General features: G+C 42.5%; 22 protein-coding genes and 1 pseudogene. 5 read left to right on the top strand and 18 right to left on the bottom strand.

Annotated elements, in window-relative coordinates:
• Positions 1-103: 103 nt before the first annotated feature.
• Together shc and putP are read left to right on the top strand one after the other, a co-directional pair.
• Positions 104-2074: a squalene--hopene cyclase gene (gene shc, locus BQ4305_RS15150; RefSeq protein ID WP_324611590.1), complete on the top strand. Its 1971-nt coding sequence runs from the start codon at positions 104-106 to the stop codon at positions 2072-2074.
• A 416-nt stretch (positions 2075-2490) separates the two neighbouring features.
• Entirely contained in the window at positions 2491-3975 is a 1485-nt protein-coding gene (gene putP, locus BQ4305_RS15145) for a sodium/proline symporter PutP (RefSeq protein WP_110928548.1), read from the top strand.
• A 42-nt stretch (positions 3976-4017) separates the two neighbouring features.
• On the opposite strand, the gene BQ4305_RS15140 is transcribed toward putP, so the two are convergent.
• The 14 genes and pseudogenes from BQ4305_RS15140 to BQ4305_RS15075 all read right to left on the bottom strand — a co-directional run bounded on the left by BQ4305_RS15140 (position 4018) and on the right by BQ4305_RS15075 (position 15693).
• Complete coding sequence (locus BQ4305_RS15140) at positions 4018-4497, bottom strand: tetratricopeptide repeat protein (protein WP_110928547.1); 480 nt, start codon at positions 4495-4497, stop codon at positions 4018-4020.
• A 248-nt stretch (positions 4498-4745) separates the two neighbouring features.
• The gene (locus tag BQ4305_RS15135) at positions 4746-5273 is read right to left on the bottom strand and encodes a PepSY domain-containing protein (protein ID WP_110928546.1); all 528 of its coding nucleotides are present in this window, start codon (positions 5271-5273) and stop codon (positions 4746-4748) included.
• Positions 5274-5364: 91 nt separating this feature from the next.
• On the bottom strand, positions 5365-6699 hold the full coding sequence (locus tag BQ4305_RS15130) for a sensor histidine kinase (protein ID WP_110928545.1): 1335 nt from the start codon (positions 6697-6699) through the stop codon (positions 5365-5367).
• Positions 6696-7388, bottom strand: coding sequence for a response regulator transcription factor (locus BQ4305_RS15125; protein WP_110928544.1), 693 nt, complete (start codon positions 7386-7388; stop codon positions 6696-6698). Before BQ4305_RS15125 ends, BQ4305_RS15130 begins: the two co-directional genes overlap by 4 nt.
• A gap of 240 nt (positions 7389-7628) precedes the next feature.
• The gene (msrA, locus tag BQ4305_RS15120; protein ID WP_110928543.1) at positions 7629-8147 is read right to left on the bottom strand and encodes a peptide-methionine (S)-S-oxide reductase MsrA; all 519 of its coding nucleotides are present in this window, start codon (positions 8145-8147) and stop codon (positions 7629-7631) included.
• Between the two features lie 77 nt (positions 8148-8224).
• Positions 8225-9151, bottom strand: coding sequence for an alpha/beta hydrolase (locus tag BQ4305_RS15115; protein ID WP_110928542.1), 927 nt, complete (start codon positions 9149-9151; stop codon positions 8225-8227).
• A gap of 123 nt (positions 9152-9274) precedes the next feature.
• Entirely contained in the window at positions 9275-9874 is a 600-nt protein-coding gene (locus BQ4305_RS15110) for a response regulator transcription factor (protein WP_110928541.1), read from the bottom strand.
• Positions 9871-10998, bottom strand: coding sequence for a sensor histidine kinase (locus BQ4305_RS15105; RefSeq protein WP_110928540.1), 1128 nt, complete (start codon positions 10996-10998; stop codon positions 9871-9873). Before BQ4305_RS15105 ends, BQ4305_RS15110 begins: the two co-directional genes overlap by 4 nt.
• Before the next feature lie 184 nt (positions 10999-11182).
• Positions 11183-12241 carry a Delta(5) desaturase DesA gene (locus BQ4305_RS15100; protein ID WP_110928539.1) on the bottom strand — a complete coding sequence of 353 codons (1059 nt, stop codon included), beginning with the start codon at positions 12239-12241 and terminating at the stop codon, positions 11183-11185.
• A gap of 114 nt (positions 12242-12355) precedes the next feature.
• A pseudogene (locus tag BQ4305_RS15095) lies at positions 12356-12760 on the bottom strand (cytidine deaminase).
• A 287-nt stretch (positions 12761-13047) separates the two neighbouring features.
• Positions 13048-13356 carry an iron-sulfur cluster biosynthesis family protein gene (locus BQ4305_RS15090; protein WP_110928538.1) on the bottom strand — a complete coding sequence of 103 codons (309 nt, stop codon included), beginning with the start codon at positions 13354-13356 and terminating at the stop codon, positions 13048-13050.
• A gap of 54 nt (positions 13357-13410) precedes the next feature.
• Positions 13411-14430 carry a GTP 3',8-cyclase MoaA gene (moaA, locus tag BQ4305_RS15085; RefSeq protein WP_110928537.1) on the bottom strand — a complete coding sequence of 340 codons (1020 nt, stop codon included), beginning with the start codon at positions 14428-14430 and terminating at the stop codon, positions 13411-13413.
• A 39-nt stretch (positions 14431-14469) separates the two neighbouring features.
• On the bottom strand, positions 14470-15267 hold the full coding sequence (gene fdhD / locus BQ4305_RS15080) for a formate dehydrogenase accessory sulfurtransferase FdhD (RefSeq protein ID WP_110928536.1): 798 nt from the start codon (positions 15265-15267) through the stop codon (positions 14470-14472).
• Positions 15268-15348: 81 nt separating this feature from the next.
• Positions 15349-15693 carry a Na-translocating system protein MpsC family protein gene (locus BQ4305_RS15075; RefSeq protein WP_110928535.1) on the bottom strand — a complete coding sequence of 115 codons (345 nt, stop codon included), beginning with the start codon at positions 15691-15693 and terminating at the stop codon, positions 15349-15351.
• A gap of 348 nt (positions 15694-16041) precedes the next feature.
• On the opposite strand from BQ4305_RS15075, the gene fdhF reads away from it, so the two are divergent.
• The 3 genes from fdhF to BQ4305_RS15060 all read left to right on the top strand — a co-directional run bounded on the left by fdhF (position 16042) and on the right by BQ4305_RS15060 (position 20641).
• Entirely contained in the window at positions 16042-18984 is a 2943-nt protein-coding gene (fdhF, locus tag BQ4305_RS15070) for a formate dehydrogenase subunit alpha (RefSeq protein ID WP_110928534.1), read from the top strand.
• 15 nt (positions 18985-18999) lie between these two features.
• Positions 19000-19500, top strand: a complete 501-nt coding sequence (locus BQ4305_RS15065; protein WP_110928533.1) for a helical membrane plugin domain-containing protein — start codon at positions 19000-19002, stop codon at positions 19498-19500.
• A gap of 91 nt (positions 19501-19591) precedes the next feature.
• The gene (locus tag BQ4305_RS15060; protein WP_110928832.1) at positions 19592-20641 is read left to right on the top strand and encodes a P-loop NTPase; all 1050 of its coding nucleotides are present in this window, start codon (positions 19592-19594) and stop codon (positions 20639-20641) included.
• A 134-nt stretch (positions 20642-20775) separates the two neighbouring features.
• On the opposite strand, the gene speB is transcribed toward BQ4305_RS15060, so the two are convergent.
• The 4 genes from speB to BQ4305_RS15040 all read right to left on the bottom strand — a co-directional run bounded on the left by speB (position 20776) and on the right by BQ4305_RS15040 (position 25489).
• A complete protein-coding gene (speB, locus tag BQ4305_RS15055; protein ID WP_110928532.1) occupies positions 20776-21771 on the bottom strand; it encodes an agmatinase in 996 nt (331 codons plus the stop codon).
• A 109-nt stretch (positions 21772-21880) separates the two neighbouring features.
• On the bottom strand, positions 21881-23254 hold the full coding sequence (locus BQ4305_RS15050) for a sigma-54 interaction domain-containing protein (protein WP_110928531.1): 1374 nt from the start codon (positions 23252-23254) through the stop codon (positions 21881-21883).
• 174 nt (positions 23255-23428) lie between these two features.
• Positions 23429-24079, bottom strand: coding sequence for a cyclase family protein (locus BQ4305_RS15045; protein WP_110928530.1), 651 nt, complete (start codon positions 24077-24079; stop codon positions 23429-23431).
• Between the two features lie 36 nt (positions 24080-24115).
• Positions 24116-25489, bottom strand: a complete 1374-nt coding sequence (locus tag BQ4305_RS15040) for a purine-cytosine permease family protein (protein WP_110928529.1) — start codon at positions 25487-25489, stop codon at positions 24116-24118.
• Positions 25490-25506 lie beyond the last annotated feature (17 nt).

Raw genomic sequence — 25506 nt, 5'->3', positions numbered from 1 at the left:
CCCCCTTCCCTTTTCCCGGCCCTCAGCGCTTTCAGTTAAAAATAAGAAACAGATGGAGAGTACCTATTCCAGTTCTCCATCTGTTTTTTAGTGCAAAAACTTATTGGACAGATTCCCTTTGAATATATATGAAAGAGAGTCCCTGTTCATTTGTTTTATATCGCCTTCAATACGTGCAAAGGAGAAGTTGCCAATGCCGAATGCTATTAATATAGAAATAGAACGTCTTATTTTTCTATTAAAAAAGCAGCAATCCTCAGACGGTTCCTGGAAGCACCCCTTCGAATTGGGCATCACTCCGGATGCTTTTATGATTATTTTATTAAAATCCTTAGAGATGGATCATGATCCGCTGATCGATCACCTGGTCAAACGGCTGGAAAGCAAACAGGAGGAAAATGGAGCATGGAAGCTTTATCATGATGAAGAAGCAGGAAATCTATCCATCACTATTGAGGCTTATTATGCCCTTCTCTATAGCGGAAAAAGAAAAAAAAGCGATCCGCATATGCAAAAGGCACGCAAATTTATTATAGAAAAGGGCGGACTAAAAAAGGCAAAGAGCTTCACTAAGGTACTGCTAACTATTACGGGCCAGCAGCGATGGCCGCTCATCTTCCCAATTCCGCTTGAAAGCATTCTCCTGCCGCCCAGCTTTCCGCTAAATATTTTTGATATTTCCCTGTACGGGCGCACCCATTTGATTCCTATCCTTCTGCTTGGACATAAGAAGTTCCAGCTGCGAGTCAGCAGCACACCAGACCTAAGAGATTTGCAGGGATCCAGGGAAGAGGAGGCATGGGGGGAATTTCGTTCAGAAGAAGCCCGTTCTGTCATTTCAAGACTGCAGCAAGGAGTGCAGTCTCTGATTGGAAAGCCATTTCAGCTTCGCTCTATGGCAGAGGAATCCATCAAAAAATATATGCTCGGCCGGCTGGAAGAAGACGGAACCTTTTACAACTTCTTCAGTGCCACTTTCTTCATGATTTACGCCCTTCTTGCAAGCGGCTATTCCAATCGGGATCCAGTGATTTTGAAAGCCGTAGAAGGTTTAAAGGCAACTGCCTGTCAAATGGACAGCAGTGTTCATGTTCAGTTTACGACCTCCCATATTTGGAACACCGCCTTGGTGAGCTATGCTATGCAAGAGGCAGGCGTTCCTTACCATGATTCATCTATCACAAAATCGACAAAATACCTGTTATCCCGCCAGCATTTCAAATATGGAGATTGGTACATTCACAGTCCTCAGGCAAAACCAGGCGGATGGGGATTCTCAGATTATAATACGATTAATCCTGATATTGATGATACGACTGCTGCTTTACGTGCAATCTGGCCTTCCCTTCAGTCAGTCCCTTCCCACCAGTCCAACTGGGATAAAGGGGTTTCTTTTGTCCTCGCTATGCAAAATGAAGACGGCGGATTTCCCGCCTTTGAAAAAGATGTGGATAATATGTTCATCCAATATCTCCCCCTTGAAGGAAACAGATTAGTGCTGACCGATCCATCCACTGCGGATTTAACAGGGCGGGCTTTAGAGCTCCTGGGCAATTTCGCCAATCTAAAAAAAGAGGATCAGAGAATTGCAGAAGCTGTAAGATGGCTGCATCGAGATCAAAAAGGAGACGGTTCCTGGTACGGGCGCTGGGGCATTTGTTTTATATATGGTACGTGGGCGGCTTTAACAGGCCTGCAGGCAGCCGGGGAATCACCGCATCACCCTTCTGTCATAAAAGGAGTAAATTGGCTGAAGGGTATCCAGAATAAAGACGGCGGATGGGGAGAATCCTGTAAAAGCGATGCACGCATGAAGTATGTCCCGCTTTCCGCAAGTAATCTGACACAAACGGCCTGGGCAACCGATGCACTGATCTCCTCTTCACCCAATCCCACTCCAGAGATTGAAAAGGGGATTAACTTTCTGATTCGCGAAGCGGAGAATGATAACTGGACCTTGCATTATCCAGTAGGCCAGGGACTGGCGAATTACATCTACTTTCATTATCATAGCTACCGGTATATATACCCGCTTCTCGCTTTAAGCCATTACAAAAATAAGTATATGAGGTAACAAACCAGAGAATGGGACAAATAAATAAGGGAAATTTGATACAGATTGTCGACAAAAGGGCATTGAGAGGCTCCTAAACTGCCCTCTCGGTGTCTTTGTCATTTTGGGATGATAAATTACACGTTACCTCCGTTGATTTCTCACAATAGATTCTTAACTCTTTCTAACAATTTCCGTTTCTGTTTCAGCCGAGTTTTTCACGCAGATCATTAAATCTGACTATTCTAAATAATTTTATTTGTATTTTATTTGTAAACGCTATCATGTTCTTTGTGATGGGGCTTCTCGTCTTTTTCATTCTTTATTTATTTCCCATATTGCCTTGATGGATTACAAAATCTTTGTTAGGTTAAGTAACCATAACCACCTGCAGACATAAGTTTTTTATATGTCCTGCAGAAAAAGGGAGAGATTTTTTGGATTTCCAAGTTTATATTTCTTTAGCTATTTATTTTTTAGCCATGCTGGGTATCGGTTGGTATGCCTATAAAAAATCGACCGATGATATTTCTGGCTATATGCTGGGCGGCCGCGGACTTGGCCCTGCCGTAACAGCACTTTCTGCAGGAGCTTCAGATATGAGCGGCTGGATGCTTATGGGACTCCCCGGAGCCATGTATGTAGACGGATTATCAAGCTTATGGATTGCCGTCGGTTTAACGATTGGAGCCTACCTGAATTATTTAATCCTTGCACCTCGGCTTCGCACATTTACAGAAGTCGCAAATGATTCCATCACGATTCCAAACTTTTTTGAAAATAGATTCGGCGACACATCCAATGTCCTGAAGACCGTTTCCGCGTTAGTCATCTTCATCTTCTTCACTCTCTATACTTCTGCCGGGATGGTTTCAGGCGGAACATTATTCGAATCTGCATTCGGCCTTGATTACCAAACCGGATTATATGTAACAGCAGCGGTCGTAATCGCCTATACCCTCTTTGGAGGATTTTTAGCGGTCAGCCTGACAGATTTTGTTCAGGGGATCATTATGTTTGTAGCGCTCGTCCTTGTTCCTATTGTTGCGTTTACTAATTTAGGCGGCGTTGGAACAACTTTTGATATCATCCGTGATATCAATCCTGACTATCTGGAGTTCTTCAGAGGAACAACATTACTAGGACTTTTATCTGCGCTGGCCTGGGGACTGGGCTATTTCGGACAGCCCCATATTATCGTCCGCTTTATGGCCATTACCTCTGTAAAAGAATTAAAACCAGCCCGCCGGATTGGTATGGTTTGGATGATTATCGCGATTTTAGGCGCGATGCTGACTGGCTTAGTTGGGATTGCCTATGTACAGCAAACAGGCATTACACTGGCGGATCCGGAAACCATCTTCATTAAATTCGCCGAAGTGATGTTCCATCCGTTAATTACCGGATTCTTGCTTGCAGCAATATTGGCAGCTATTATGAGCACCATCTCATCTCAGCTGCTCGTTACTTCCAGTGCTTTAACAGAAGACTTTTATAAAGCCTTCTTCAGAAGAAATGCAACAGATAAAGAACAAGTGTTAGTTGGGCGAATTTCGGTGCTGGCCGTGGCCATCATTGCGATTCTGCTTTCCATCAATCCAAGTGACACGATTCTTGGTCTTGTCGGGTATGCCTGGGCAGGATTTGGTTCCGCCTTCGGACCTGCCATTCTGCTAAGCTTATATTGGAAGAAGATGACTCGGTGGGGTGCCCTTGCGGGAATTATCGTCGGTGCATTAACTGTACTCATCTGGGTGAACATTCCGGCACTTGCCGACCTTATGTATGAAATGATTCCGGGATTTTTCCTTAGTCTCCTTGCAGTCATCCTTGTAAGTATCTGGACCAAAGATCCATCTAAGAAAGTTCAGACGCAATTTAACGAAATGCAGGAAACTTTAGAGGAAGATACAAAGTCATAAATAAAAGGAACACGGGTTATGCCCGTGTTCCTTTTATTATATTTACCTGATCGGTTCAAGCTTATCGTGATAAAGGTCAATTGCTCTCTGATATTCCTGAATATCAGGATCCATGGATGTATCTGCCACTATCTTCAAAAGATTTTTAATGGATTCTCCATAATGCCCCAGGTTATAAAGGACCATACTGTAAAATACTTGAATAGCCCTATTTTCCGGGAATTTCTTCAAGCCTTCTTCCAGAATCGCCTTTGATTTTTCATACTCTCCTGATATCCGGTATGAACTTCCCAGACCAATATAGGCCCCTTGAGCCTCTCCAGATTCCAATCCCAGCGACAGTGCTTTCTCATAGTAAGGAACGGCCTCTGTTTCAAGACCAAGCAAATCATGGCTGCAGGCGCATTGATACTGGATTATGGCTGCTTCAGGATACTGTCTGGCCAATTCTTTCAGCAGCTTGTTTGAAGCTTGATGATCACTTCTCATCCTTAAATCAAGAGCTCTTTTTAATTCTTCCATTGCTTCTCCCCACGCTTCCTCAGTGAACTTAGACTTGATGAGTATAAATAGAAAACATGCACTCTATATAAACTATTCGCCAATTGATTGCAGACCCCTGCAAGAAATCGCTTTCATTTTCTTTTTTAAAGAAAGAACAGCAGCTCTGGACAGCCTTTTCATATTCATTCCAGCGGCGCTCTTTTCATTTAACAAAAAAAGCAGGACAGCTTTCGCATTCAGCGAAAGTCCAGTCCTGCCTCCGGTTCTTAATCTTGTATGTTTTTTAGCACTTTTCCGGTCACTGCATCAATTTCAATGTCATATTCTATACGGTCTTTTACGACTTCCAATTCATAGACAATGACGCCATTCTCTTCGTCTAAATCCATTTCTGTCACTTTCCCCGGAATTTCTTTAACAGCCATTTTCTCTGCCTCTTCAGCAGAAATTTTGACTTGATCCTTAGAAATCACTTCATCATTTTCATTTTCTCTGGATAAAATGTCTCCATTTTTGGCATCCACTTCTACATCTTCATACCCTTGATCTGTTTTAACAGTCATTTCGTATGTCATAGGATAGTCCCAATCCTTTTCCACTTTTGTTACTTCGCCGTTTAAATCTTCCCCAATGACTTTCACAGCTTCATTTTCTTTCAAATTCCCTTTATTGACCGCATATACAGCAGTCGCCGTTACACCGCTGAAAATAAGTAAAAATGCAACAATCCCAATCATGATCCCTTTTTTCCTTTTACTCAAACCATTGCGAATCTTCATCCATTTTTCTTTCATTCGGCATTCCTCCTATTTGTTATTACATACAGAATACCCGCAGAGAATGATAGAACAATGAGAGTAAGATTAAAATTTGCTGAGAGATCTTTTATATAGTCAAAATCGCCTTAGTGCCCTTCCCTTCTTCACTTTCAATAGCGATATTTATGCCAATGGAGTCTGCTATCGACTTAGCAATGGAAAGGCCGAGTCCTGTTCCTCCGGTTGCTCTTGTCCTTGATGAATCAACCCGATAGAATCTCTCAAAAACGCGTGATAATTCGGACGCAGGAATTCCGATTCCCCCATCCATTACGCTGATTCTGACATATTCCTCAGTCTTGCATAGGTGGATCATAATCTCTTTTTCACTATATTTTTTGGCATTATCAAGGAGGATAAACAGGATTTGCTCGATTTTATTCCGATAAATCGGGAGGCAGATTGATTGACGATCACTTTCAATCTTTATCTTTCTGCCGCTTGCAGACTGAAAGGTGTTTGCAATTCTTTTACAAAAAGCAATTATATCCGTTTCTTCAAGTGTTTCATTATCGAGTGAATTAGAGGCAGACTGAAGAAGATATTCTGTTAGCTCCTTCATCCGTTTGGATTCATGCTGGATAGTCTCAATCGCTTCCTCCTGTACGGCTGGATCATCCTTGCCCCATCTCTTCAATATAGAAGCATAGCTCTCAATGATCGTAATCGGAGTTTTCAGTTCATGGGAGGCATCCGATAAAAATTGCTGCTGGACAATATGATTTTCTTCAAGTTTATCCATCATCCTGTTAAAGGTTTCACCCATCTTGTGAATTTCATCATTCGACTGTTCTTCCAGCGTGATCTTCTTGAACTCCCCGCTTTTTTCGATTTCTGACATCGTTTCGCTCATCGCAGAAATCGGCCGAAGAATCAGTCCTGCAAATCTCCGCCCCGCTAAGATGAACACTAGAATCATCATAAGGGAAGCTCCTCCCAAAATAAAAGCAAGCGTCCATAAATTTTCAAAGACTGCTTCGATATTCTGCCCCATTTCAATCATCCCAGCCGCTTTCCCTTCCTCAGGAAATGGCAAAGAATAAACAAGCAGATACTCTCCGTCCTGCTTGTTTAAAGCAAAGTCTTCTTCCTGAGACATGCCTCCCTGGATTCTCTCAAGTCCTTCTTCATCCGCAAATGAACGAAGCATTTTTCCTGATTCATCATAAAGTCTGACAAAACCGTCATCAGGGGTGTACATCTCAAGCTGCTGAGAGCTGATTTGGCCTGGCTGCAGCGTTCCTATACTCTTTTCAAGAAGCTCTGCCTGCTGCTCTAGTATTTCCTTTTCCCGATCCAAAGAGATCCAAAAAAATGAAGCAGATACCAATACAGATAGTAAAAAAAGCAGAATGAAGAGAAAAATACCTGCATATAGCTGAATCTTTGTTCTGATTTTCATTTCCCTGGCTCCTTAATGCTGTAGCCGACACCCCTGAATGTATGAATCAGCGGCAAGTCATGCTCCTTATCAATCTTTTTCCGCAAGTAACGAATATACACATCCACCACATTCGTATCTCCTGCAAAATCATATCCCCAGACCTGGCTGATCATTTGCTCGCGTGTCAGAACTTGATTCTTGTTCTTCACCAAATACAGCAATAAGTCAAACTCGCGGGACGTCAGTTCCACCTTCCGGCCGGCTCTTTCAATATCTCTTGTCCCCTCATTAATCCGGAGATCATAAACAGAAAGACTGTCAGTGCCGGTAGGATCATCCACGGGGCTGCGGCGGAGGCATACGCGGATTCTTGCTAACAGCTCTTCGATTTCAAACGGCTTGGTTACATAATCATCAGCCCCATGATCAAGGCCGCTTACTTTATCCGGTACAGCATCCCGGGCTGTCAGAAGGATGACCGGAGTATGATTTCCTGCTCTTCGAAGTCTTCTCAGTACATCCATTCCATTTAGCTCTGGCAGCATGACGTCCAAAAGGATAAGATCCCATTGCCTTGCTTCCGCTTTTTCCAGCCCGATTTTCCCTGTATAGGCCGTATCTGTATCATAGCCTTCATATCTTAATTCCAGCGTCAGGACTCTGGCAATTTTTTCTTCATCTTCGATAATCAAAATACGATTGTTCATTCCAGTCACCACCTATTTTCTAGTGTATCTAATGAACATTAAAATAGCATGAGAAAAATGAGCGACAGCACCTGTTTTCTCGATTATTTGATATAGAAGATTTCCCGTGCTCTTTTTTCCATTTGATACTCGGTACTGCCGCCTGTTTTGTTCCAAGATCACCAAAGGTATGTAACGTAAAATAGAACCCTTGGTTTGTCCAAGGGTTCGCAATCACTCATGTATTCTGATGCCTGCCTATTATTTCTGCCAATTCTGCTCGATAAATTCATCCCGTCCGGACTGCTTCCGGTCTTCTTTATAATGCTTTGGATTTTTCTTATGAAAATCTTGATGATAATCCTCTGCCGGATAAAATGTTGACGCCGGCAGTATTTCAGTAACAATCGGGGCTTTAAACTTTCCGCTTTGAGCAAGTTCTGTCTTCGATTTCTCTGCAAGCTCTTTTTGTTTCTCCGTTGTATAGAATACAGCTGTCCTGTATTGACTGCCGCGATCCTGAAATTGGCCCCCGTCATCGGTTGGATCGATTTGCATCCAGAATAATTCGAGCAGCCGTTCATACGGGAATATCTCCGGATCAAATGTAATTTCAACGGCTTCATAATGGCCGGTTGTTCCCTTTTTTACTTCTTCATAAGCTGGATTTTCTACATGTCCGCCTGTATAGCCGGAAATAATCCCGCCGATTCCGGGCTGTTCTTCAAACGGAGTCACCATGCACCAGAAACATCCGCCAGCAAAGAGTGCTTTTTCCATCGTATTCACCATGCCTTTTTTCTAAGTTGATAAAAGAACTATATCATATCTTCATGAAAAATCCTTTATGGTAAAGCTTATATCTTTCCAAGAGCCTGCTTTAGCTCTTTTGCCCCTTCTTCCAATGCAGTAAGAGCAGCCGGAACGAATCCGATAAAACTGGCAAAACCGTGAATTAAATCAGGATAATTCAAGTATGTGACCGGCACTCCATGATTCTTCAGCTTTTCTCCATACGCTTTGCCAACATCTCTCAGCGGGTCATATTCAGCTGTTATGATTGTTGCCGGCGGCAATCCGGACAGCTTAGGATAAAGGATAGGGGAAGCATATGGATTCCTCTCATCTTCCTGATGAGTAAAATAGTGTTTTCTGAACCATTTCATTGTTTCTTTTGTAAGAAGGTACCCTTGTGCATTTTCTTTCATCGATGGAGGTTCTTCTGTATAACCAGTAGATGGATAAATCAGCAGCTGATGGAGTATTTCCGGTGTTTTCCTTTCTTTTGCCATGATACAGGCTACTGCAGCAAGATTGCCTCCCGCACTGTCGCCGCCTACAGCTATCCGCTTTTTGTCTATTCCAAGCCTGCCCGCCTCTCTATAGATCCATAATAAAGAATCATAAGCATCGTGTACTGCAGCAGGAAAAGGGTGCTCAGGAGCCAAACGGTAATCAACCGATATGACGGCACATTCTGCCGTATTGGCAATCACTCGGCATATAGGATCATGACTGTCGATACTGCCCGTCACCCAGCCCCCTCCATGATAATAGACAAGGGCAGGCATTTCTCCAGAACCCTCTGGCCTGTAAATCCTGACAGGAATATTTCTCCCCCCGAGCTGCAAAATCCGGTCTTCCGTTTCTTTAACAGGTTCTTTCTTTTGAGGATAGGATACTTGACCATTCCGAAATTCTTCAGGGGTAATTTCATCCATCGGCTTTCTCTTCACACTGTTATATTGATCTAGAAACTTTTGAATATCCGAATTGACAGGCATAAGCCGGTTCCCTCCTTTTATAAAAAAAGACATCTTCAGATTAAAACAAATTTGATCGAATTTTCAATTCATCCACCTGGATTTTCTCATAAAAAAAAGAAAGGAAAAGAACCTCCTCCTCTCTCACTTATGCCACCCTTTCTCCTTAGAACGCACAATGGCCTCAATTCGGTTGCTTACTCCAAGCTTGTCTAAAATAACCGAAATGTAGTTTCTGACTGTTCCTGTCGTCAAGTAAAGCTGACTTGCGATCTCTTTCGTGTTTTTACCGTCTGCTATCAGCCCCAGCACCTGACTCTCGCGCTCTGTCAGCGGGCTGGTCTCCTCGTAAGCAATGTCGACCAGTTCCGGAGAATAGACGCGCCTTCCCTCCATAATGACCCTGATTGAATTGGCCAGCTCCTCGATCGGGCTGTCTTTAAGCAGATATCCGCTGACTTCCGCTTTTCGGGCTCTGACAAAGTAGCCGCTTCGTGCAAAAGTGGTTAAAATGATGATCTTGCAATCTTTCCCTTTCATTTCTTCTGCCACTTCCAACCCTGTTTTCACCGGCATTTCAATGTCTGTAATACAGATATCAGGCTTGAGGCTGGCGATCATGCCTATTGCCTCTTCTCCATTCCTTGCCTGACCGACAACCTCCATATCTTCTTCTAAATCGAGCAGTGATCCAAGTGCCCCCAGCAGGAGTCTTTGATCTTCTGCTATCACAATTCTGATCATTTCCTCACCTCCTGACTTATATGTTTGATTGCACAAGGAATAAACATATTCAATTCGCTTCCCGATGCATGAGCAATCTCAAAGCTACCGTTCAAAAACTCCAAACGCTCGCGAATGCCCTGTAAACCGTTTCCCTCTTCAGAGTCTCCAATTCCGCAGCCATCATCGACTACCCGAACCATGATGCCGGATGGCTTCTGTTCAATGTCAATCATACAGCGGGATGCCCTGCTGTGTTTAACTACATTTGTAACAGCTTCTTTTATACACATGCATAACACACTCTCTGCCAGCAAAGGCGTATTCGAAAGCTTAGAGTCTCCCTTCAGGATGAACTGTATGCCTGCCGCTTCAAGAATTTCTCTGACATAAACCAGTTCTTCTTCCAGCCTGACTCCTCTCATTTCTGATACCATATCACGGACTTCTTTAAGAGCCAAGTGTGCTGTATGGCGAATATCTTCCATTTCCTTTTTGGCCTTCTCCGGATCGGCCTTGAGCAATTTTCCGGCCAGATCACTTTTCAGCCCAATCAATGATAATTTTTGTCCGAGTGTATCATGGAGATCTCGGGCTATCCTCTGCCGTTCTTCCAGCTTCCCTAATTCTGCGATCCGTTTATAGGCATCTTCAAGCTCATCTTCAAGCTCCACCTGCTTATTTCGATTGTACGCATTAAAAGGGAGCAGGATGACCGCTACCACACAGATGACGATAAAAGGAAACTGTGTTAAAAAAATCGGATTTTGCTGGATAAAGCCTATATTAATAACCGCAATGGTGGCTGCCAGATGGATACCGTAAAATAAATAAAACCCTACTTTATTTCTTATGTTCCCAATGAAAAAGGCAAGAAACAGAGAAAAATAAACGTATCCAAAAAGAATCGTCATCACAACTGAAATGATCAGCTGGACTGCTGTCCACAGATAAACGATGCCCCCTTTGGATATAAAGGCAAAACGATAGGAAATAAAAAAGATAATAATGATGGTAATCCCCACAAAAATCTCCCAAGTTGTCGATGATTTGAAAATAAAATAAAAAGGGAGGATACAAAAAATAAGCCATACATAAAGGCTGAGCCCCGTATTTTTAGGAAATATCTGATACCAATTTTGCATAAAAGCTTCCTTTCCTTCATGTTCTGCTCTTATTGTAATATGGAATCCGCCTATTTGCTATTTAAGCAGGCAGCGGGTCTTTTATAATTTGTCACTTTTTTATGCTTTTCTACAAATGAATTAAAGTCAAACGACCGTGTATCTGCCTACAGTAAAAAACCATTCAAAGAATGGTTTTTCAGCATTATTTCTCTTGTACGATCGGCCTTTTGCCGCCTGCAAGCCTGACCTGTTGTCTTTTTTCCTTTTTCAACAGAGGCTGAACCTCTTTGAAACTGACAAAGGTTTTTTTATCTCCATCCCATAAACGAAAACGGAGCGCTTTTAAGCTGGAACCGACCGTTATCGTTGTTGCACTTTGCAGAGGAACTGCAGACTCATGCACTTTTTCAAGATTATAGTTCGGCACCATCGGGCTTAAATGATGGACATGGTGGAAACCGATGTTTCCAGTCACCCATTGAAGCGGTTTCGGCAATTTATAATAAGAACTGCCGTCAATCGCCGCTTTAACATAATCCCAATTCTCTTCATCCTCAAAGTAAGAATCCTCAAATTGATGCTGAACATAAAAGAGCCAGATTCCTAATGCACCTGAGACAAACAAAATCGGTGCCTGAACTAAAATAAAAGCTTCCCAGCCGACAGCCCAGCACATCAGCGCATAAGAGATTACAATGGAAAGGTTGGTCGCATATAGATTGTTCCGTTCTTTTTTTCTTGCTCCTTTGCGATTAAAACGGTTCGTAATCAGAAATAGATAAATCGGTCCTAAACCGAACATAACGATGGGATTGCGATACATTCTGTAAACGAAACGCTCCTTAAAAGAGGCCGCTTTGTATTCTTCAACTGTCATAATCCAGATATCGCCCGTTCCCCGTTTATTAAGGTTGCTGCTGGTAGCATGGTGAATAGAATGACTTCTTTTCCACTGTTCATACGGGAACATAGTCAAAATGCCAGATATCGTACCGACAATGCTGTTCCATTTTTTATTTTTAAAAAAGGACTGATGGCAGCAGTCATGAAAAATAATAAAAATTCGGATGACAAAACCAGATGCCAGAACCGCAAAAAACAATGTCAGCCAATACGAAACAGTCAAACTTTGATACGCAGCAAACCAGAGCAGGAAAAAGGGCGGAAAAGTATTCAAAAGCTGGCGTATGCTAGACTTCATGTTGGAACCTTCAAAAGGGGCTACTTCTTTTTTCAGCGTTTTTAATTGATGTTTACTCATGTATTCCTCCTAAACAGGGCTACAATCGCCTTTTCTTACCCTTATTATGAGGAAACCAGAGCCTCTCCGACAGTCATAAACGTCAGAAAAGTGATATGACAAATGTCATGAATGTCAGTTATGGTTATAGGCCTTATACCAATGATAGGGCTGTATCTCCTTTAACATTTTATATTCCAGTTTGCCATTTGAATTTGTCACCGCTGCTTTTACCTGGTCTCCCCAGTAAAAAAGCCTTTCTTGGCATACCCCGCAAGGAGTTAGAATAGTAAATTCCGCATGTTCATTTTCTCTTACAACACAAATCGTATGCGTAATTTTTGTATTCAATTTATGCGCTTCAAGAATAGCACCTGTCTCCATACATAATTCTGTGGAGGCATTAATCACCTCCGGGGATACACTTGTTAAAATTTATCCATCTTCTGTATACATGGCTGCAGCCCCGCCCCAGCCGGCAGGATATCTTTTTTTGATCAGCTCTATGGCTGATTGAAAGAGCTTTTCTTCAATGTTCATCACCCGCATCCTCCGTTTCAAATATTTTCTTATTTAAATTAAGTATGTAAGAAATACCAACTTACGTTCCATCATAAACAATAAACGATCATGATGACAGCCGCTTGTTTAAGCACTGAAGTCTCCCATCTTACGAGCCCATTAAACAGATATTGTATATAGAACCTTTTAAACTGTTTTAAAACCCTCAAACATTTCATTCCACAAAAAAACCGGTTCGACGAACGAACCGGTTTTGCCCTCATACGTATTATACAAATTTCAGAGCAATCTTCTGACCGCTTAGATTATCGGACAATATTCAAATCATATCTGTATGTTTCTTCATCTGAAGAAAGTTTAAAACCAAGCTGGGGATTAAAATCCAGGGTGATTCGATGATATAAATACTTCCGGCTTTCTTCGGACACAAGCACCGGAATGCCCTCAAGCAAGTACAGTTCATCATCCGGCTTTTTTATATCAATTCGCAGGTGATACTCTACATAAACTGCACAGCTTCCGATAAATATTGCTTCAATCCTTAAGCCTTCGTTTTCCTCAAAATGGGTTTTCTTCAGCTCTTCAATTGCCTTAGGTTTCAAAGTAATTTCCATTCCGCTCACCTCTCCCCTTCTTTTCCCTTGCTGTAAACTGCTAAACAGACTAAATCAGCCGCCGATATGGGACATCTCTACTTTAGAATTTCTTCTGCGGACACGCAATTCTTCCGTTCTTTCATCTGAATAGCGGTCCCTTCGAAGATTCCAAATGTCCGTAAGCGTTGACGCAACGACCTGGTCGGACTCCTCAGTGCGAAGCAAAGTGCGAAGGTCAAAGCCTTTTTCCGCAAACAGGCAAGTATACAGCCTTCCTTCCGCAGATACCCTTGCCCTCGAACAATTAGAACAGAAGGAATCTGTCACTGACGAGATAATACCGATTTCCTGACCGCCGTCCAGATACTGGTACCTGGTCGCGACCTCGCCGATATAATTGGGATCAACAGGGCGAAGAGGCATCACAGCATGAATCGTATCTAAAATTTCCTTTTTCGACGTTACATCCGCCTTTGTCCAGCCATTTGTATTCCCAACATCCATATACTCAATAAAGCGGAGAATATAATTTTTCTCCTTGAAGAACTTGGCCATTGGAACAATATCCTGATCGTTCTTTCCTTTTTGAACCATCATGTTTACCTTCACTTGAAGCCCTGCCTTTTCAGCAGCTTCCATTCCTTCTAATACCCGTTTCACGGTGCTTCTCTTCCCGTTAAGGGCCTGGAACCGTTCTTCATCAAGGGAATCCAGGCTGACTGTTACACGGTTCAGCCCTGCCTTATACAGATCTCCCGCAAACTTCTTCAATAAAGAACCATTGGTTGTCATCGCAATTTCTTCGACACCTACAATTTGGTTCAGACGCTCAATCAGCTCCGGCAAGTTCCTTCTTAAGAGCGGTTCTCCTCCCGTGATACGGATTTTTTTCACACCTAAGCCTACAAAAATAGAAGTGAGGCGTTCCATTTCATCGAAGGATAAGATCTTATCCGAGGACAGAAATGAATAATCCGGCCCGAAAATCTCTTCGGGCATGCAGTACCGGCAGCGGAAATTACATCGGTCCGTCACTGATAAACGTAAATCTCTCAAGGGGCGCTGCAGCTGGTCGCGTATATCATTTTTCATCTATGGTTGCATCTCCCTTATTGTATGTTCCTTACTTCCCTAATTCTCAAGGACAATTCGTTCGGGGCGGGTATAAATATTCATTGAATCATGGCGAATGAATCCCACTGTAGTAATCCCAAGCTCTTCTGCCGACTGTAAAGCAAACTCTGTCGGTGCAGATTTCGATAAAATTACTTCACAGCCGATCTTCGCTACCTTCAGCAGGATTTCGGATGAGATCCGGCCGCTGAAGGCAATAATCTTACCGTCCATTGAAATACCGTTTCTCAAGCAATACCCATATATTTTATCTAAAGCATTATGGCGTCCAATATCCATCCTGCCAATGATGACTCCATTTACATCACAAAGCGCGGCATTATGGACTCCGCCTGTACGCTGAAAAATATCAGCCGATTGCTGAAGATCATTCATCAGCCTGAAACAGTCATCCGCTGTGATTTTCACTTTAATATCTTTCATTTTCTTCGCAGTCAAAGCGTCGTTCACAAAAACAAACCCTTGCCTGCTCATGCCGCAGCATGAGGTGATATAGCGTTTGTTTTGGAAGTTCTGGTAGAACGGATTCAGCTTGTCCGTTTTCACATGAACATAGCCTTCTTTTTCCTGTACCCAAATCTCCTTGATTTCTTCAAATTTACGGATTATACCTTCTGAGGCAAGATATCCGATCACCATATCTTCTATATATTCCGGCGAGCAAACCATCGTCACAAACTCCTGGCCGTTGATTTTAACCGTTACCGGCTGTTCCGTTACCACCGTATCGTCTATTTGCTCTGCACGGCCATTCTTCACTCGGATGATTTCCCGTTTCGTTTCAATCTCTTTCATGTGCTTATGCTCCTTTAGGCCCTGTTTTCCAAACCAGATTAAAGTATTTTTTTACCTGTATTACCAGAAGAATACTAGCTGTCATATAATGTTTTTATCAAAAACAAATACAGAAACAGCGATATTTTCTTCTACCTTTATATCTGAAAACAAATGGACCAGCTTCGCACCGACCAATTCCTCCATCCCTTCCGGAGGACTGATGTCATATAAATCCTGAATCATTTTTGTGCGTGCAGAATGGACCATTTCCTTCCCTTCTTGAGTGCCTGCTATAAACAGCTCAGTAGGGGTAAGGTTGCCGTAAAGCGTTGAAACCGCCATATTTTCAATGAAAACAGTATGAATGCTTTCCGGACCTTTTCCGAAAAGTTCCTTACGGAGCTTCCTGATTATATCATTAAATTCATGAATGACCTTTGACATAAAGCCGCATCTCCTATCCATGAAAAAATATCTAGATCAAATAGTTTATACTTACAATTGTCTATCATAAATCAACAGCCGGAAAATGAAAAGCGTAACGATCTGTTGCAATATGGTTGTTTCTTTTTATGTTACACGCTATAATAGCAGATGAATTGATGGGTATCTAATACTATGTGTTATGTATCTATCCTTTTAACCACAAAATTTTAATGGTTTGGATTGGTCTTATAGCAAGTTCTGCTATTTAACTATTCCACGATGAGCTACGCGTATTCCGTTATTGGGACACGTGTAATCATGGTGGTTTTTTTGTGTCTTTTTTTATGTCATCAAAGAGGGGGAAAAATGATGAATGAACATATAACAATCAAGATCAATGGTTCCGAGTATCAGGCGGAAGCCGGCAAAACGATCTTGGAAGTTATCAATCAGAATGGGATTCAGCATCCGCAAATTTGTTATGTACCGGAAGTAGATCCTATTCAAACTTGCGATACTTGTATCGTTGAGGTTGACGGAAAACTTGTCCGTTCATGTTCTACAAAGATCGAAAGCGGAATGGACGTTCTATTAAACTCTGACGGCGCGAAAGCAGCGCAGACAGAAGCAATGGACCGTATTCTTGAAAACCACTTATTATATTGTACGGTTTGCGATAACAACAACGGGAACTGTAAACTGCACAATACAGCGGAAATGATGGAAATTGAACATCAGAAATATCCTTACACACCGAAAGTGGATGTAAGCCAGGTTGATATGTCCCATCCTTTCTATCGTTATGATCCAAACCAATGTATCGCTTGCGGACAATGTGTTGAAGTCTGCCAAAGCTTGCAGGTAAACGAAACAATTTCTATTGACTGGGAAGCTGAGCGTCCTCGGGTTATCTGGGACGAAAGGGGCACTTCTATCAACGAATCATCATGCGTAGGCTGCGGACAGTGTGTAACAATCTGCCCATGTAACGCTCTTATGGAAAAATCTATGCTTGGCGAAGCCGGTTTCATGACAGGCTTGAAAGACGACATGCTTGATCCAATGATTGACCTTGTAAAAGAAGTTGAACCAAGCTACAGTGCAATCTTCGCTGTTTCTGAAGTCGAGGCTGCAATGCGCGATACACGTACAAAGAAAACAAAAACCGTTTGTACATTCTGCGGCGTAGGCTGCTCATTTGAAGTTTGGACAAAAGGACGCAAGATCCTTAAAGTTCAGCCAACACATGAAGGACCTGTTAACGCAATCTCTACATGTGTAAAAGGTAAATTCGGCTGGGATTTCGTTAACTCTGAAAAACGAATCACAAAGCCATTAATCCGTAAAAACGGCCAATTCGTAGAATCCAGCTGGGATGAGGCGCTTGACTTAGTAGCTTCTAAACTTGGTTCTGTAAAAGAACAATACGGCGGAAATGCTGTAGGATTCATTTCTTCATCTAAAATCACAAATGAAGAAAACTACGTGATTCAAAAATTAGCACGTCAAATGTTCGGAACAAATAACGTGGACAACTGTTCCCGTTACTGCCAATCTCCAGCAACTGACGGATTATTCCGTACAGTCGGAATGGGCGGAGATGCAGGTACTATTAAAGATATCGCTTCTGCCGGACTTGTTATCATCGTCGGTGCTAACCCTGCTGAAGGACACCCAGTACTTGCTACACGCGTAAAACGTGCTCATAAGCTTCATGGACAAAAACTGATCGTAGCGGATGTCCGCAGAAATGAAATGGCTGAGCGCTCTGATCTTCATATCAGCCCTAAACAAGGTACTGACCAAGTTTGGCTGATGGCTGTTACAAAATACATGATCGACCAAGGCTGGCACGATCAAAAATTCATTGATGAAAATGTAAACTTCTTTGATGATTACAAAAAGGTTCTTGAGAAATATACCCTTGAATATGCAGAACGAAACACTGGTCTTTCAAAAGAAACATTGATCCAAATGGCAGAAATGATTCGCGATGCTGACGGAACTTGTATCCTTTGGGGAATGGGTGTTACACAAAACAATGGTGCTTCTGATACTTCAGCAGCTATTTCTAACCTTCTGTTAGCAACTGGTAACTATCGCCGTCCAGGTGCCGGAGCATATCCGCTTCGCGGGCACAATAACGTACAAGGCGCTTGTGACATGGGAACATTGCCAACATGGCTTCCAGGATATCAGCATGTTACAGATGATGTAGCACGTGCTAAATTCGAAAAAGCCTATGGAGTTAAAATCAGCCCTGAACCAGGTATGCACAATATGCAAATGCTTGATGCCATTGAAAGAGGCGAGATGAAAGCTATGTATCTTGTCGGTGAGGATATGGCACTTGTTGACGCCGATGCCAACCATGTAGACAAAGTGCTTTCAAGCTTAGACTTCTTTGTTGTACAAGATATCTTCCTTTCTCGTACAGCACAATATGCAGACGTTGTACTACCAGGTGCGCCATCACTTGAAAAAGACGGTACATTCACAAACACAGAACGCCGTGTACAGCGCCTATATAAAGCATTGCCAACTTTAGGCGATTCTAAAGCAGACTGGGAAATCACTCAGGCAATCGCTCAGCGCTTAGGTGCAGACTGGAACTACTCTCACCCTAGTGAAATCTATGATGAAATGGCTAGCTTGTCTCCAATTTTCAGTCAAGCAAACTATGAAGTCCTAGAAGGCTGGAACAGCTTCTTATGGGGAAGTCTTGATGGAGCCAGCACACCGCTTCTTTATGTGGATGGATTCAACTTCCCAGATAAAAAAGCTCGTTTCGCTTTAGCTGATTGGACAGAACCGCATGAATTCCCAGAAGAATACGACCTTCATATCAATAACGGACGTATGCTTGAACATTTCCACGAAGGAAATATGACAAACAAGTCTAACGGAATTCAGTCTAAGGTACCTGAGATCTTTGTTGAGGTTTCTCCTGAACTTGCTAAAGAACGCAACATCAAAGATGGGGCACTTGTTCGATTGGAATCACCTTTCGGAGCACTTAAACTTCCGGCTCTTATTACAGATCGCGTAAAAACGAATGAGCTATTCTTGCCAATGAACTCTGTTGACAAAGATTCAGCGATTAACTTCCTTACTGGTCCGATTTATGATAAGCGAACAAATACACCTGCTTACAAACAAACAAAAGTGCGTTTGGAAGTATTAAGTGAAGGCGGAGAAAGACCATTGCCGGCGACAAACCACCGCAGTAAAAAACGTCATCCTCAAAATGGGGTTGAAGTTCAGCGCAAGTGGGCCCGTCCTGGTTATGTTCATTTAACAGATCAATAAGAAGGGGATGAAAACATGGCAGCTCCTATTACTCACATACACAGAGAAGTAAATGAAGAAGCAGCACAGCAGCAAAAGCTTGAAGAATTGAAAATGCTCGTTATGGAGAATGAAGAGACAGTAAGCAACCTTTTCAAAGTTCTGGGCGAACTAAGTGACTCCGGAATGCTGGAAGCAGCTACTTCCATGCTGAAAGGAAAAGAGCAAATTGCTAAAATTGCCCTTCAGCAGGTTGGACGCGAACCTGTCACTAACCTGATCAATACGCTTATGGGTGCAACCGGCGCCTTAATGAAAGCAGATGCTGAGCATATGACCAGACTTCTGTTAAGCACAATGTCAGGGATTGACGAAGCAAATAAATTCCTAGAGTCTGATAAGAAAATCGGCGTTATGAGCCTGATGAAAACACTGAATGATCCCGATATAAACCGAGCGATCGGCTTTGGTGTCCATTTCTTAAAAGGCATGGGCCGGGAATTAAAAGAAGAGAACCAAACAAAACAAGAACAATAATTATGAGAGACGCATGGACTGGGATCGCTATTTCTCCATTTCAGTCCTGCGTCCTCTTTTTGGCAAAAATCAGCAAGAAAGGATGGGTTCCATGCTAACAGAACAAAAAATTATTGATGCCTTGAAGCATGTCCAAGATCCTGAGCTGCATAAAAGTATCGTTGACCTAAATATGGTCCGAAACATTCGCATCAACGGCGGTCAAGTTCAGCTGGAAGTTGTTTTGACCATCTCTGGATGCCCTTTAAAAGCAAAGATTCAAGAGGATATTGAAACCTCTCTGAAAAATATTGGCGCATCAAGCGTGCGTTTGACGTTTGGAGAAATGACCAAAGAAGAACGGGCTGCATTGACCCAATCGTTAAAACAGAACGCCACAGCGGAAAACGGCATGCCCAAAATGCTGCGTCCGGATTCAGGTGTCACTTTCATCGCAGTTACAAGCGGGAAAGGCGGCGTCGGTAAATCTACCGTCACCATTAACCTGGCCGTGTCTCTCGCAAGGGCCGGCAAAAAAGTCGGAATTCTTGACGCCGATATTTATGGCTTCAGCATTCCTGCCATGATGCAGATTGACAAAAAACCGACCATGATCGATCAAACGGTTATTCCTGCTGAAAGCCATGGAGTGAAAGTAATGTCCATGGGCTTCTTCACAGACAATGACAACCCAGTAATGTGGCGCGGACCCATGCTTAACAAATGGATCAAGAACTTCCTCGTGAATACACATTGGGGTGAACTTGACTACTTGCTGCTGGATTTGCCGCCGGGCACTGGCGATGTAGCGATTGATGTAGCCGCTATGATTCCGCAATCTAAAGAGGTAATTGTCACAACACCGCATAATGTCGCTTCTTTTGTTGCTTCACGTGCCGGCGTAATGGCTAAGCATACAAAGCATGAAATTTTAGGCGTGATTGAAAACATGTCCTATTATGAAGAAGCTGACGGCACACGTAAATATCTCTTCGGCCAAGGCGGAGGAGAACTGTTGGCTGAGAAGCTGGAAACAGATATGATTGCCCAAATTCCTTTCGCTAAACCGGAAGAAACGCAAGGTGCAACGATTTATGATGCTGACACGTATGTTGGCGAGACTTTCGCTTCACTTGCAGAAGATATCATTAATCTAAAATAAAGAAGAAATAAGCTATTCACTTCTCTTATACGACACCCCCTGTTCATATAAGAAAGTTTTATATACACATTTAAGGCTATGGCACTGGGATTGCCATAGCCTTTTCTCATTTTATATTTCTTTCTCTTTTACCTTCACTGCTGCCCCGCTCCCAAAGGCAATGCCTGAGTTCCTTCTTTATTCCCACTCAGCCTTCTCTTTTTCAAAGCAACCAAGGTCATCATCTCAAACGCAACAGCCGATGCCAAAGCAGCTGTAATTTCTCCATGATCATAAGCAGGAAGGACTTCAACCAAATCGAAACCGACTAAATTGAGACCATCCAAGGCCCGGACATACTCCAGCGCTTCATGGCTTGTCGGTCCCGCTACTTCCGGTGTCCCTGTCCCTGGGGCATAGGCCGGATCAACAAAATCAATATCAAACGTAACAAATACTGGCTGTTCTGTCCCGACTCTCTCGTGTATGCGGCGAATAACTTCTTTCTGTCCCAATTTTCTCGTTTCACTCATGGTAATCACTTCAAAGCCCAGGTCCCTGGCATCCTGAATATCCCCCGGCCCATATAAAGGCCCCCTCATGCCAACCTGGATAGAATGTTCTGTATCAATGAGCCCCTCTTCCACTGCTCTTCTGAATGGTGTGCCATGTGTATATTTTTCCCCATAATATTGATCCCATGTATCTCCATGTGAATCAAAGTGGACAAGCGCCATTTTCCCATATTTCTTATGGAAGGCCCGCAAGTTTCCTAATGAGATAGAATGATCGCCTCCTAAAATAATTGGAACGACCCCTTTTTCCAGAATAGGCGTCAACCCTTCGACCATTCGGTCATATGTACGAAGAACATTTCCAGGAATAATATCAATATCTCCATAATCCACACCGGAACAATATTCGAAAACATCGATATCCTGCTCTGGATTATAAGGCCGCAGCAAAACAGAAAAGTTTCGTATATGCTGAGGGCCGTACCTAGTTCCGACCCGATTGGATGCAGCTGTATCAAAAGGAACACCTACAATGACAAAATCCACATTATCTGTTGTTCGAATATTTTCTAATCTCATAAATGTGCGAATACCTGTAAAGCGCGGTGACTGGGAAGCATCCTTTGGCTGATACATAAACACTTCATCTCCTCTTCATTTCATAGATTGTTAAATTGCAGCTCGATGCTTCTTTTCAAATAAAAAAGCATGATAATCAATTATCATGCAATCTGCGTGCCAACTTTTATTTAATTTGGTATTTATTAAGCTTTCGAATAGCAGTAGGCTGACTGATTCCTAATTTTTCTGCAATCAAAACGGAAGTATGATACTTTTTCTTTGCCTGCTTAAAAACTTGGCTTTCTACGTTTTCAATGATTTCCTTTAAACTGGATTTCTCTATATCCCAAGTGATTTCAATATCTCCATTGCTGCGGAACGTTTCTGGCAAATTATCCACGGAGATTAATTTCGCCGAGGTTGTGACCACTAAACGCTCAATCAAGTTCATTAATTCACGCACATTGCCTTTCCAAGTATGATTCACCAATATCTCCATTGCCGCTTCATCCATTTCCCGCGGCCGATTGTATTTGCTGCCGAAGTGCTTTAAAAAGTAAGAAATCAACGGCACAATATCCTCACTTCTTTCCTTTAAAGACGGGATGTGAATCGGTACCACATTTAACCGAAAATATAAATCTTCCCGGAATAGCTTGTTTTCAACCATTTTCTTTAAATCTTGATTTGTCGCCGCAACTAATCGGAAATCTACCTTTTTCAATTTTGTTCCGCCTACCCGGTAAAACTGTTTTTCCTGAATCAGCTTTAATAATTTTACCTGATTTTCCATCGAAAGCTCGCCGACCTCATCTAAAAATAAGGTTCCTTGATCTGCCAATTCCACGAGCCCTTCCTTACCCTTCCGGCTCGCTCCGGTAAACGAGCCCGATTCATAGCCAAATATTTCAGCCTCAAATAAGGAAGGCGGAATCGCGCCGCAATTCACTTCAATGAACGGTCCGTCTTTTCGCGCGCTTAGATTATGTATATACTTAGCGATCAAGGTTTTCCCTACACCGGACTCCCCTAACAGCAATGTATTTACATCTACTTCAGCGACTTGTCTGGCCATCTGCAGCGTGTTTCTCATCGTCTTATCACGGGAAATCAGCCCATCCGGAGCATCATTGTCCCCCTTTAACAGTTCCAGCTCTTCCCGTACACGCGTCATTTCATCTTCCATTTTTGCTAAATAATCCTTCATACTGATAAGGTCTGTAATATCATGTGAATAACTGATAATCCGATAGATTTCCCCTTCCCCGTTATAAACCGGGATGCCTGTTACCAGCAATCTCTTGCCGTCCGCCGTTGTCTGGACAATAGTCGCTTTTTTCTTTTTCTTAATGATTAACGGAGTTATAGCGGGCTTAAAGATTCCCTCCTTTTCCAAATCATAAACCGAACGTCCAATTAATTCATTCTCATCCATACCATAAATTTGGGAGGTTGTTTTTGTCGATCTTAATATCGTGCCATCGATGCCCGTTACTAATAAATCATTTTTTAAAGAGTTTAAAATGGCTTCTGCTTCTTCGTAAATGTTTTGTTCCATCGCTCTCCCTCCTCAAAAAATATTCATTATTGAATATCATATTCAAAATTAACTATTTTTTCAAACTATTTTTACAATATTGTAAGAAACTTTTCATTTGTCGCTGTATCCGAAAACTTCTCATGAAAAAGGCGAAGAGAACTAATTCGTTTTCTTCGCCTGTCTCATAGAATATTATTTTACCTGAATAGCCGCCGCTCTCACTGGCGATCCATCCAGGCCTTCGAGCTTTAATGGCAGCGCCACAATGAGGGGATCAGGAAAATCGATGAGCTCAAAGTTCGTGAAGTTTTCCCCAATCACTCCATTAGCTCCCAAGATGGCTTCATGGCCTAAAAAAGAGCTCCCATCAGGAGGATCGATATTCAAGGCATCGATAAAGATCGTACTTATTCCTTGCTCCAATAGCTTTTGGATGACGGATAGATCCAAATACGGATGTTCGAAATATAAATCTGTTCCTGCATATCGGGACCATCCAGTTAAAAACAGAGCAATATCACCTGTCCTGCACTTCTCAATCCCTGGCCTTACATCTTCTAAAGTGACGGCACTCCCTTTTTGTTTGCCCCTTACATCGAATACCTGTCCTCTCCCCATAAATTGAGTAAGGGGCAGCTCATCCATTTTTAACCCATCACTTTTAAAATGAAACGGAGCATCGACATGTGTTCCTGTATGCGAGCCTACTATAAGCTGACTGACGTTATATCCATCCTGATCAATCGCAGCCGCCTGTTTCACAGCAGGCTTCGGGTCTCCCGGATAAACCGGTGTGGCTGCTGTTATCGGAATCGATAAATCTACTATTTTACTTATCTTCATTACAGACTCCTTTTTTAAAATTAGAATATTCTGTTTTTATCCCGCGTGCTTGTCCCTTCTGATTTCTTCATGTCCCTTACGGCCGGATACATCATAAGAAACATACATTAATACCCAGTATACACCGCTTGAGATGATAAATGTAGGAATGGTTGCCCCGACGCTGAGCGGACTTACATAAGTGAAATAAAAGGCAAAACCCGCCCCAAGAATATAAGAAATATATGCTCTTATATTAATACCCTTTTGATATTGATACGTACCTTTCTTATTAGAGCAGATTTCCTCTGCATCATATTCTCCCTTTTTCAAAATAAAGAAGTCTGTCAGTACAATCGCGAACACAGGAATGAACAGGGTTGCAATCAATAAAATAAAATCATAAAAGTTAGCCATTAGAAGTTCCTTAAAAAGAGCACCGATTGTACAGATTACGCCAAGGATCATCCCAATTATCCAAAAGTTCATTTTAGGAACAATATTCATGAAGGACATGGTAGCACTGAACAATGCCATAACATTTGTGGAAATAACCGAAAAGAATACAACAAGGGAAGCGATTAACCCAAATCCATGCTGAGCAAGCAAATAGGTCGGGTCATAGGTTTGTTCCATTCCTCCCAGAATGCTGAATCCTCCGACAACCGCTCCCATTCCCATCGCAATCAGAGAAGCTAAAAGGTAGCCGGCAAATGTTCCGGCAATGCCTGCTTTCTCGCTTTTACAATAACGGTTAAAGTCACATACCGAAGACATCCAGGAGAAGGCTGTAGCCACTACAATATCAAACGCAATGATAGAAGTAATCGCAGGATTTTCACTAAGCTGCAATGTGATAAGGGAACCCGCATCATATTCTGTAAACAGCTTATAAAATACAACGGCAGAGAGTACCAGCATCGCAATAGAAATATATTTCTCGATTGCTTCGACACCCCGATGTCCATAAATCGTAATGGCTACTACCAGTACTTCTGCCAAAATAACGAATAAGTTAATATTGCTGTAGCCAAATGTATAGTGAACAGCATAATTCAGACTCAGACCGGCCATATAAGCCTGTATCCAGCTCCACCCAACCAATACGACAGTATTGACTAAAGCAGGCAATATAGCACCTTTTTGTCCAAAAGAGGCCCTTGCCATCACCATGGTGGATAAACCTGTCCGTGTCCCAATATACCCAGTCAGCGCTAAAGGAATCGCCCCGATAACAGAACCTGCTACAATCGCAAACATCGCCTCTTTGATTGATAAATCAGGAATGAACATCATCCCTGTCATAATGGAAGTGATGACCACATTGGCTGCCAGCCAGAGGGCAAACGTACTCCACAGCCCCATGGTTCTCCCGCTTCTTGTTACCGGCAGAATATTATCCCTGCCCATTCCCGCTTGACCATTCGCCATTCTCGTATCCCCCTTCA

The organism is Bacillus massiliglaciei, from assembly GCF_900098925.1.
In the GTDB taxonomy this organism is placed as follows: Bacteria; Bacillota; Bacilli; order Bacillales; family DSM-1321; genus Peribacillus; species Peribacillus massiliglaciei.
The sequence above is the reverse complement of the archived record's forward strand: the minus strand, read 5'-3'. Positions and strand labels throughout refer to the sequence as shown.

Excerpts from the sequence above, each read along its gene's own strand:
- BQ4305_RS15140 (WP_110928547.1), bottom strand. The coding sequence starts at position 4,497 with ATGGAAGAATTAAAAAGAGCTCTTGATTTAAGGATGAGAAGTGATCAT.
- BQ4305_RS15135 (WP_110928546.1), bottom strand. The coding sequence starts at position 5,273 with ATGAAAGAAAAATGGATGAAGATTCGCAATGGTTTGAGTAAAAGGAAA.
- BQ4305_RS15130 (WP_110928545.1), bottom strand. The coding sequence starts at position 6,699 with ATGAAAATCAGAACAAAGATTCAGCTATATGCAGGTATTTTTCTCTTC.
- BQ4305_RS15125 (WP_110928544.1), bottom strand. The coding sequence starts at position 7,388 with ATGAACAATCGTATTTTGATTATCGAAGATGAAGAAAAAATTGCCAGA.
- msrA (WP_110928543.1), bottom strand. The coding sequence starts at position 8,147 with ATGGAAAAAGCACTCTTTGCTGGCGGATGTTTCTGGTGCATGGTGACT.
- BQ4305_RS15115 (WP_110928542.1), bottom strand. The coding sequence starts at position 9,151 with ATGCCTGTCAATTCGGATATTCAAAAGTTTCTAGATCAATATAACAGT.
- BQ4305_RS15110 (WP_110928541.1), bottom strand. The coding sequence starts at position 9,874 with ATGATCAGAATTGTGATAGCAGAAGATCAAAGACTCCTGCTGGGGGCA.
- BQ4305_RS15105 (WP_110928540.1), bottom strand. The coding sequence starts at position 10,998 with ATGCAAAATTGGTATCAGATATTTCCTAAAAATACGGGGCTCAGCCTT.
- BQ4305_RS15100 (WP_110928539.1), bottom strand. The coding sequence starts at position 12,241 with ATGAGTAAACATCAATTAAAAACGCTGAAAAAAGAAGTAGCCCCTTTT.
- BQ4305_RS15090 (WP_110928538.1), bottom strand. The coding sequence starts at position 13,356 with ATGGAAATTACTTTGAAACCTAAGGCAATTGAAGAGCTGAAGAAAACC.
- moaA (WP_110928537.1), bottom strand. The coding sequence starts at position 14,430 with ATGAAAAATGATATACGCGACCAGCTGCAGCGCCCCTTGAGAGATTTA.
- fdhD (WP_110928536.1), bottom strand. The coding sequence starts at position 15,267 with ATGAAAGAGATTGAAACGAAACGGGAAATCATCCGAGTGAAGAATGGC.
- BQ4305_RS15075 (WP_110928535.1), bottom strand. The coding sequence starts at position 15,693 with ATGTCAAAGGTCATTCATGAATTTAATGATATAATCAGGAAGCTCCGT.
- fdhF (WP_110928534.1), top strand. The coding sequence starts at position 16,042 with ATGATGAATGAACATATAACAATCAAGATCAATGGTTCCGAGTATCAG.
- BQ4305_RS15065 (WP_110928533.1), top strand. The coding sequence starts at position 19,000 with ATGGCAGCTCCTATTACTCACATACACAGAGAAGTAAATGAAGAAGCA.
- BQ4305_RS15060 (WP_110928832.1), top strand. The coding sequence starts at position 19,592 with ATGCTAACAGAACAAAAAATTATTGATGCCTTGAAGCATGTCCAAGAT.
- speB (WP_110928532.1), bottom strand. The coding sequence starts at position 21,771 with ATGTATCAGCCAAAGGATGCTTCCCAGTCACCGCGCTTTACAGGTATT.
- BQ4305_RS15050 (WP_110928531.1), bottom strand. The coding sequence starts at position 23,254 with ATGGAACAAAACATTTACGAAGAAGCAGAAGCCATTTTAAACTCTTTA.
- BQ4305_RS15045 (WP_110928530.1), bottom strand. The coding sequence starts at position 24,079 with ATGAAGATAAGTAAAATAGTAGATTTATCGATTCCGATAACAGCAGCC.
- BQ4305_RS15040 (WP_110928529.1), bottom strand. The coding sequence starts at position 25,489 with ATGGCGAATGGTCAAGCGGGAATGGGCAGGGATAATATTCTGCCGGTA.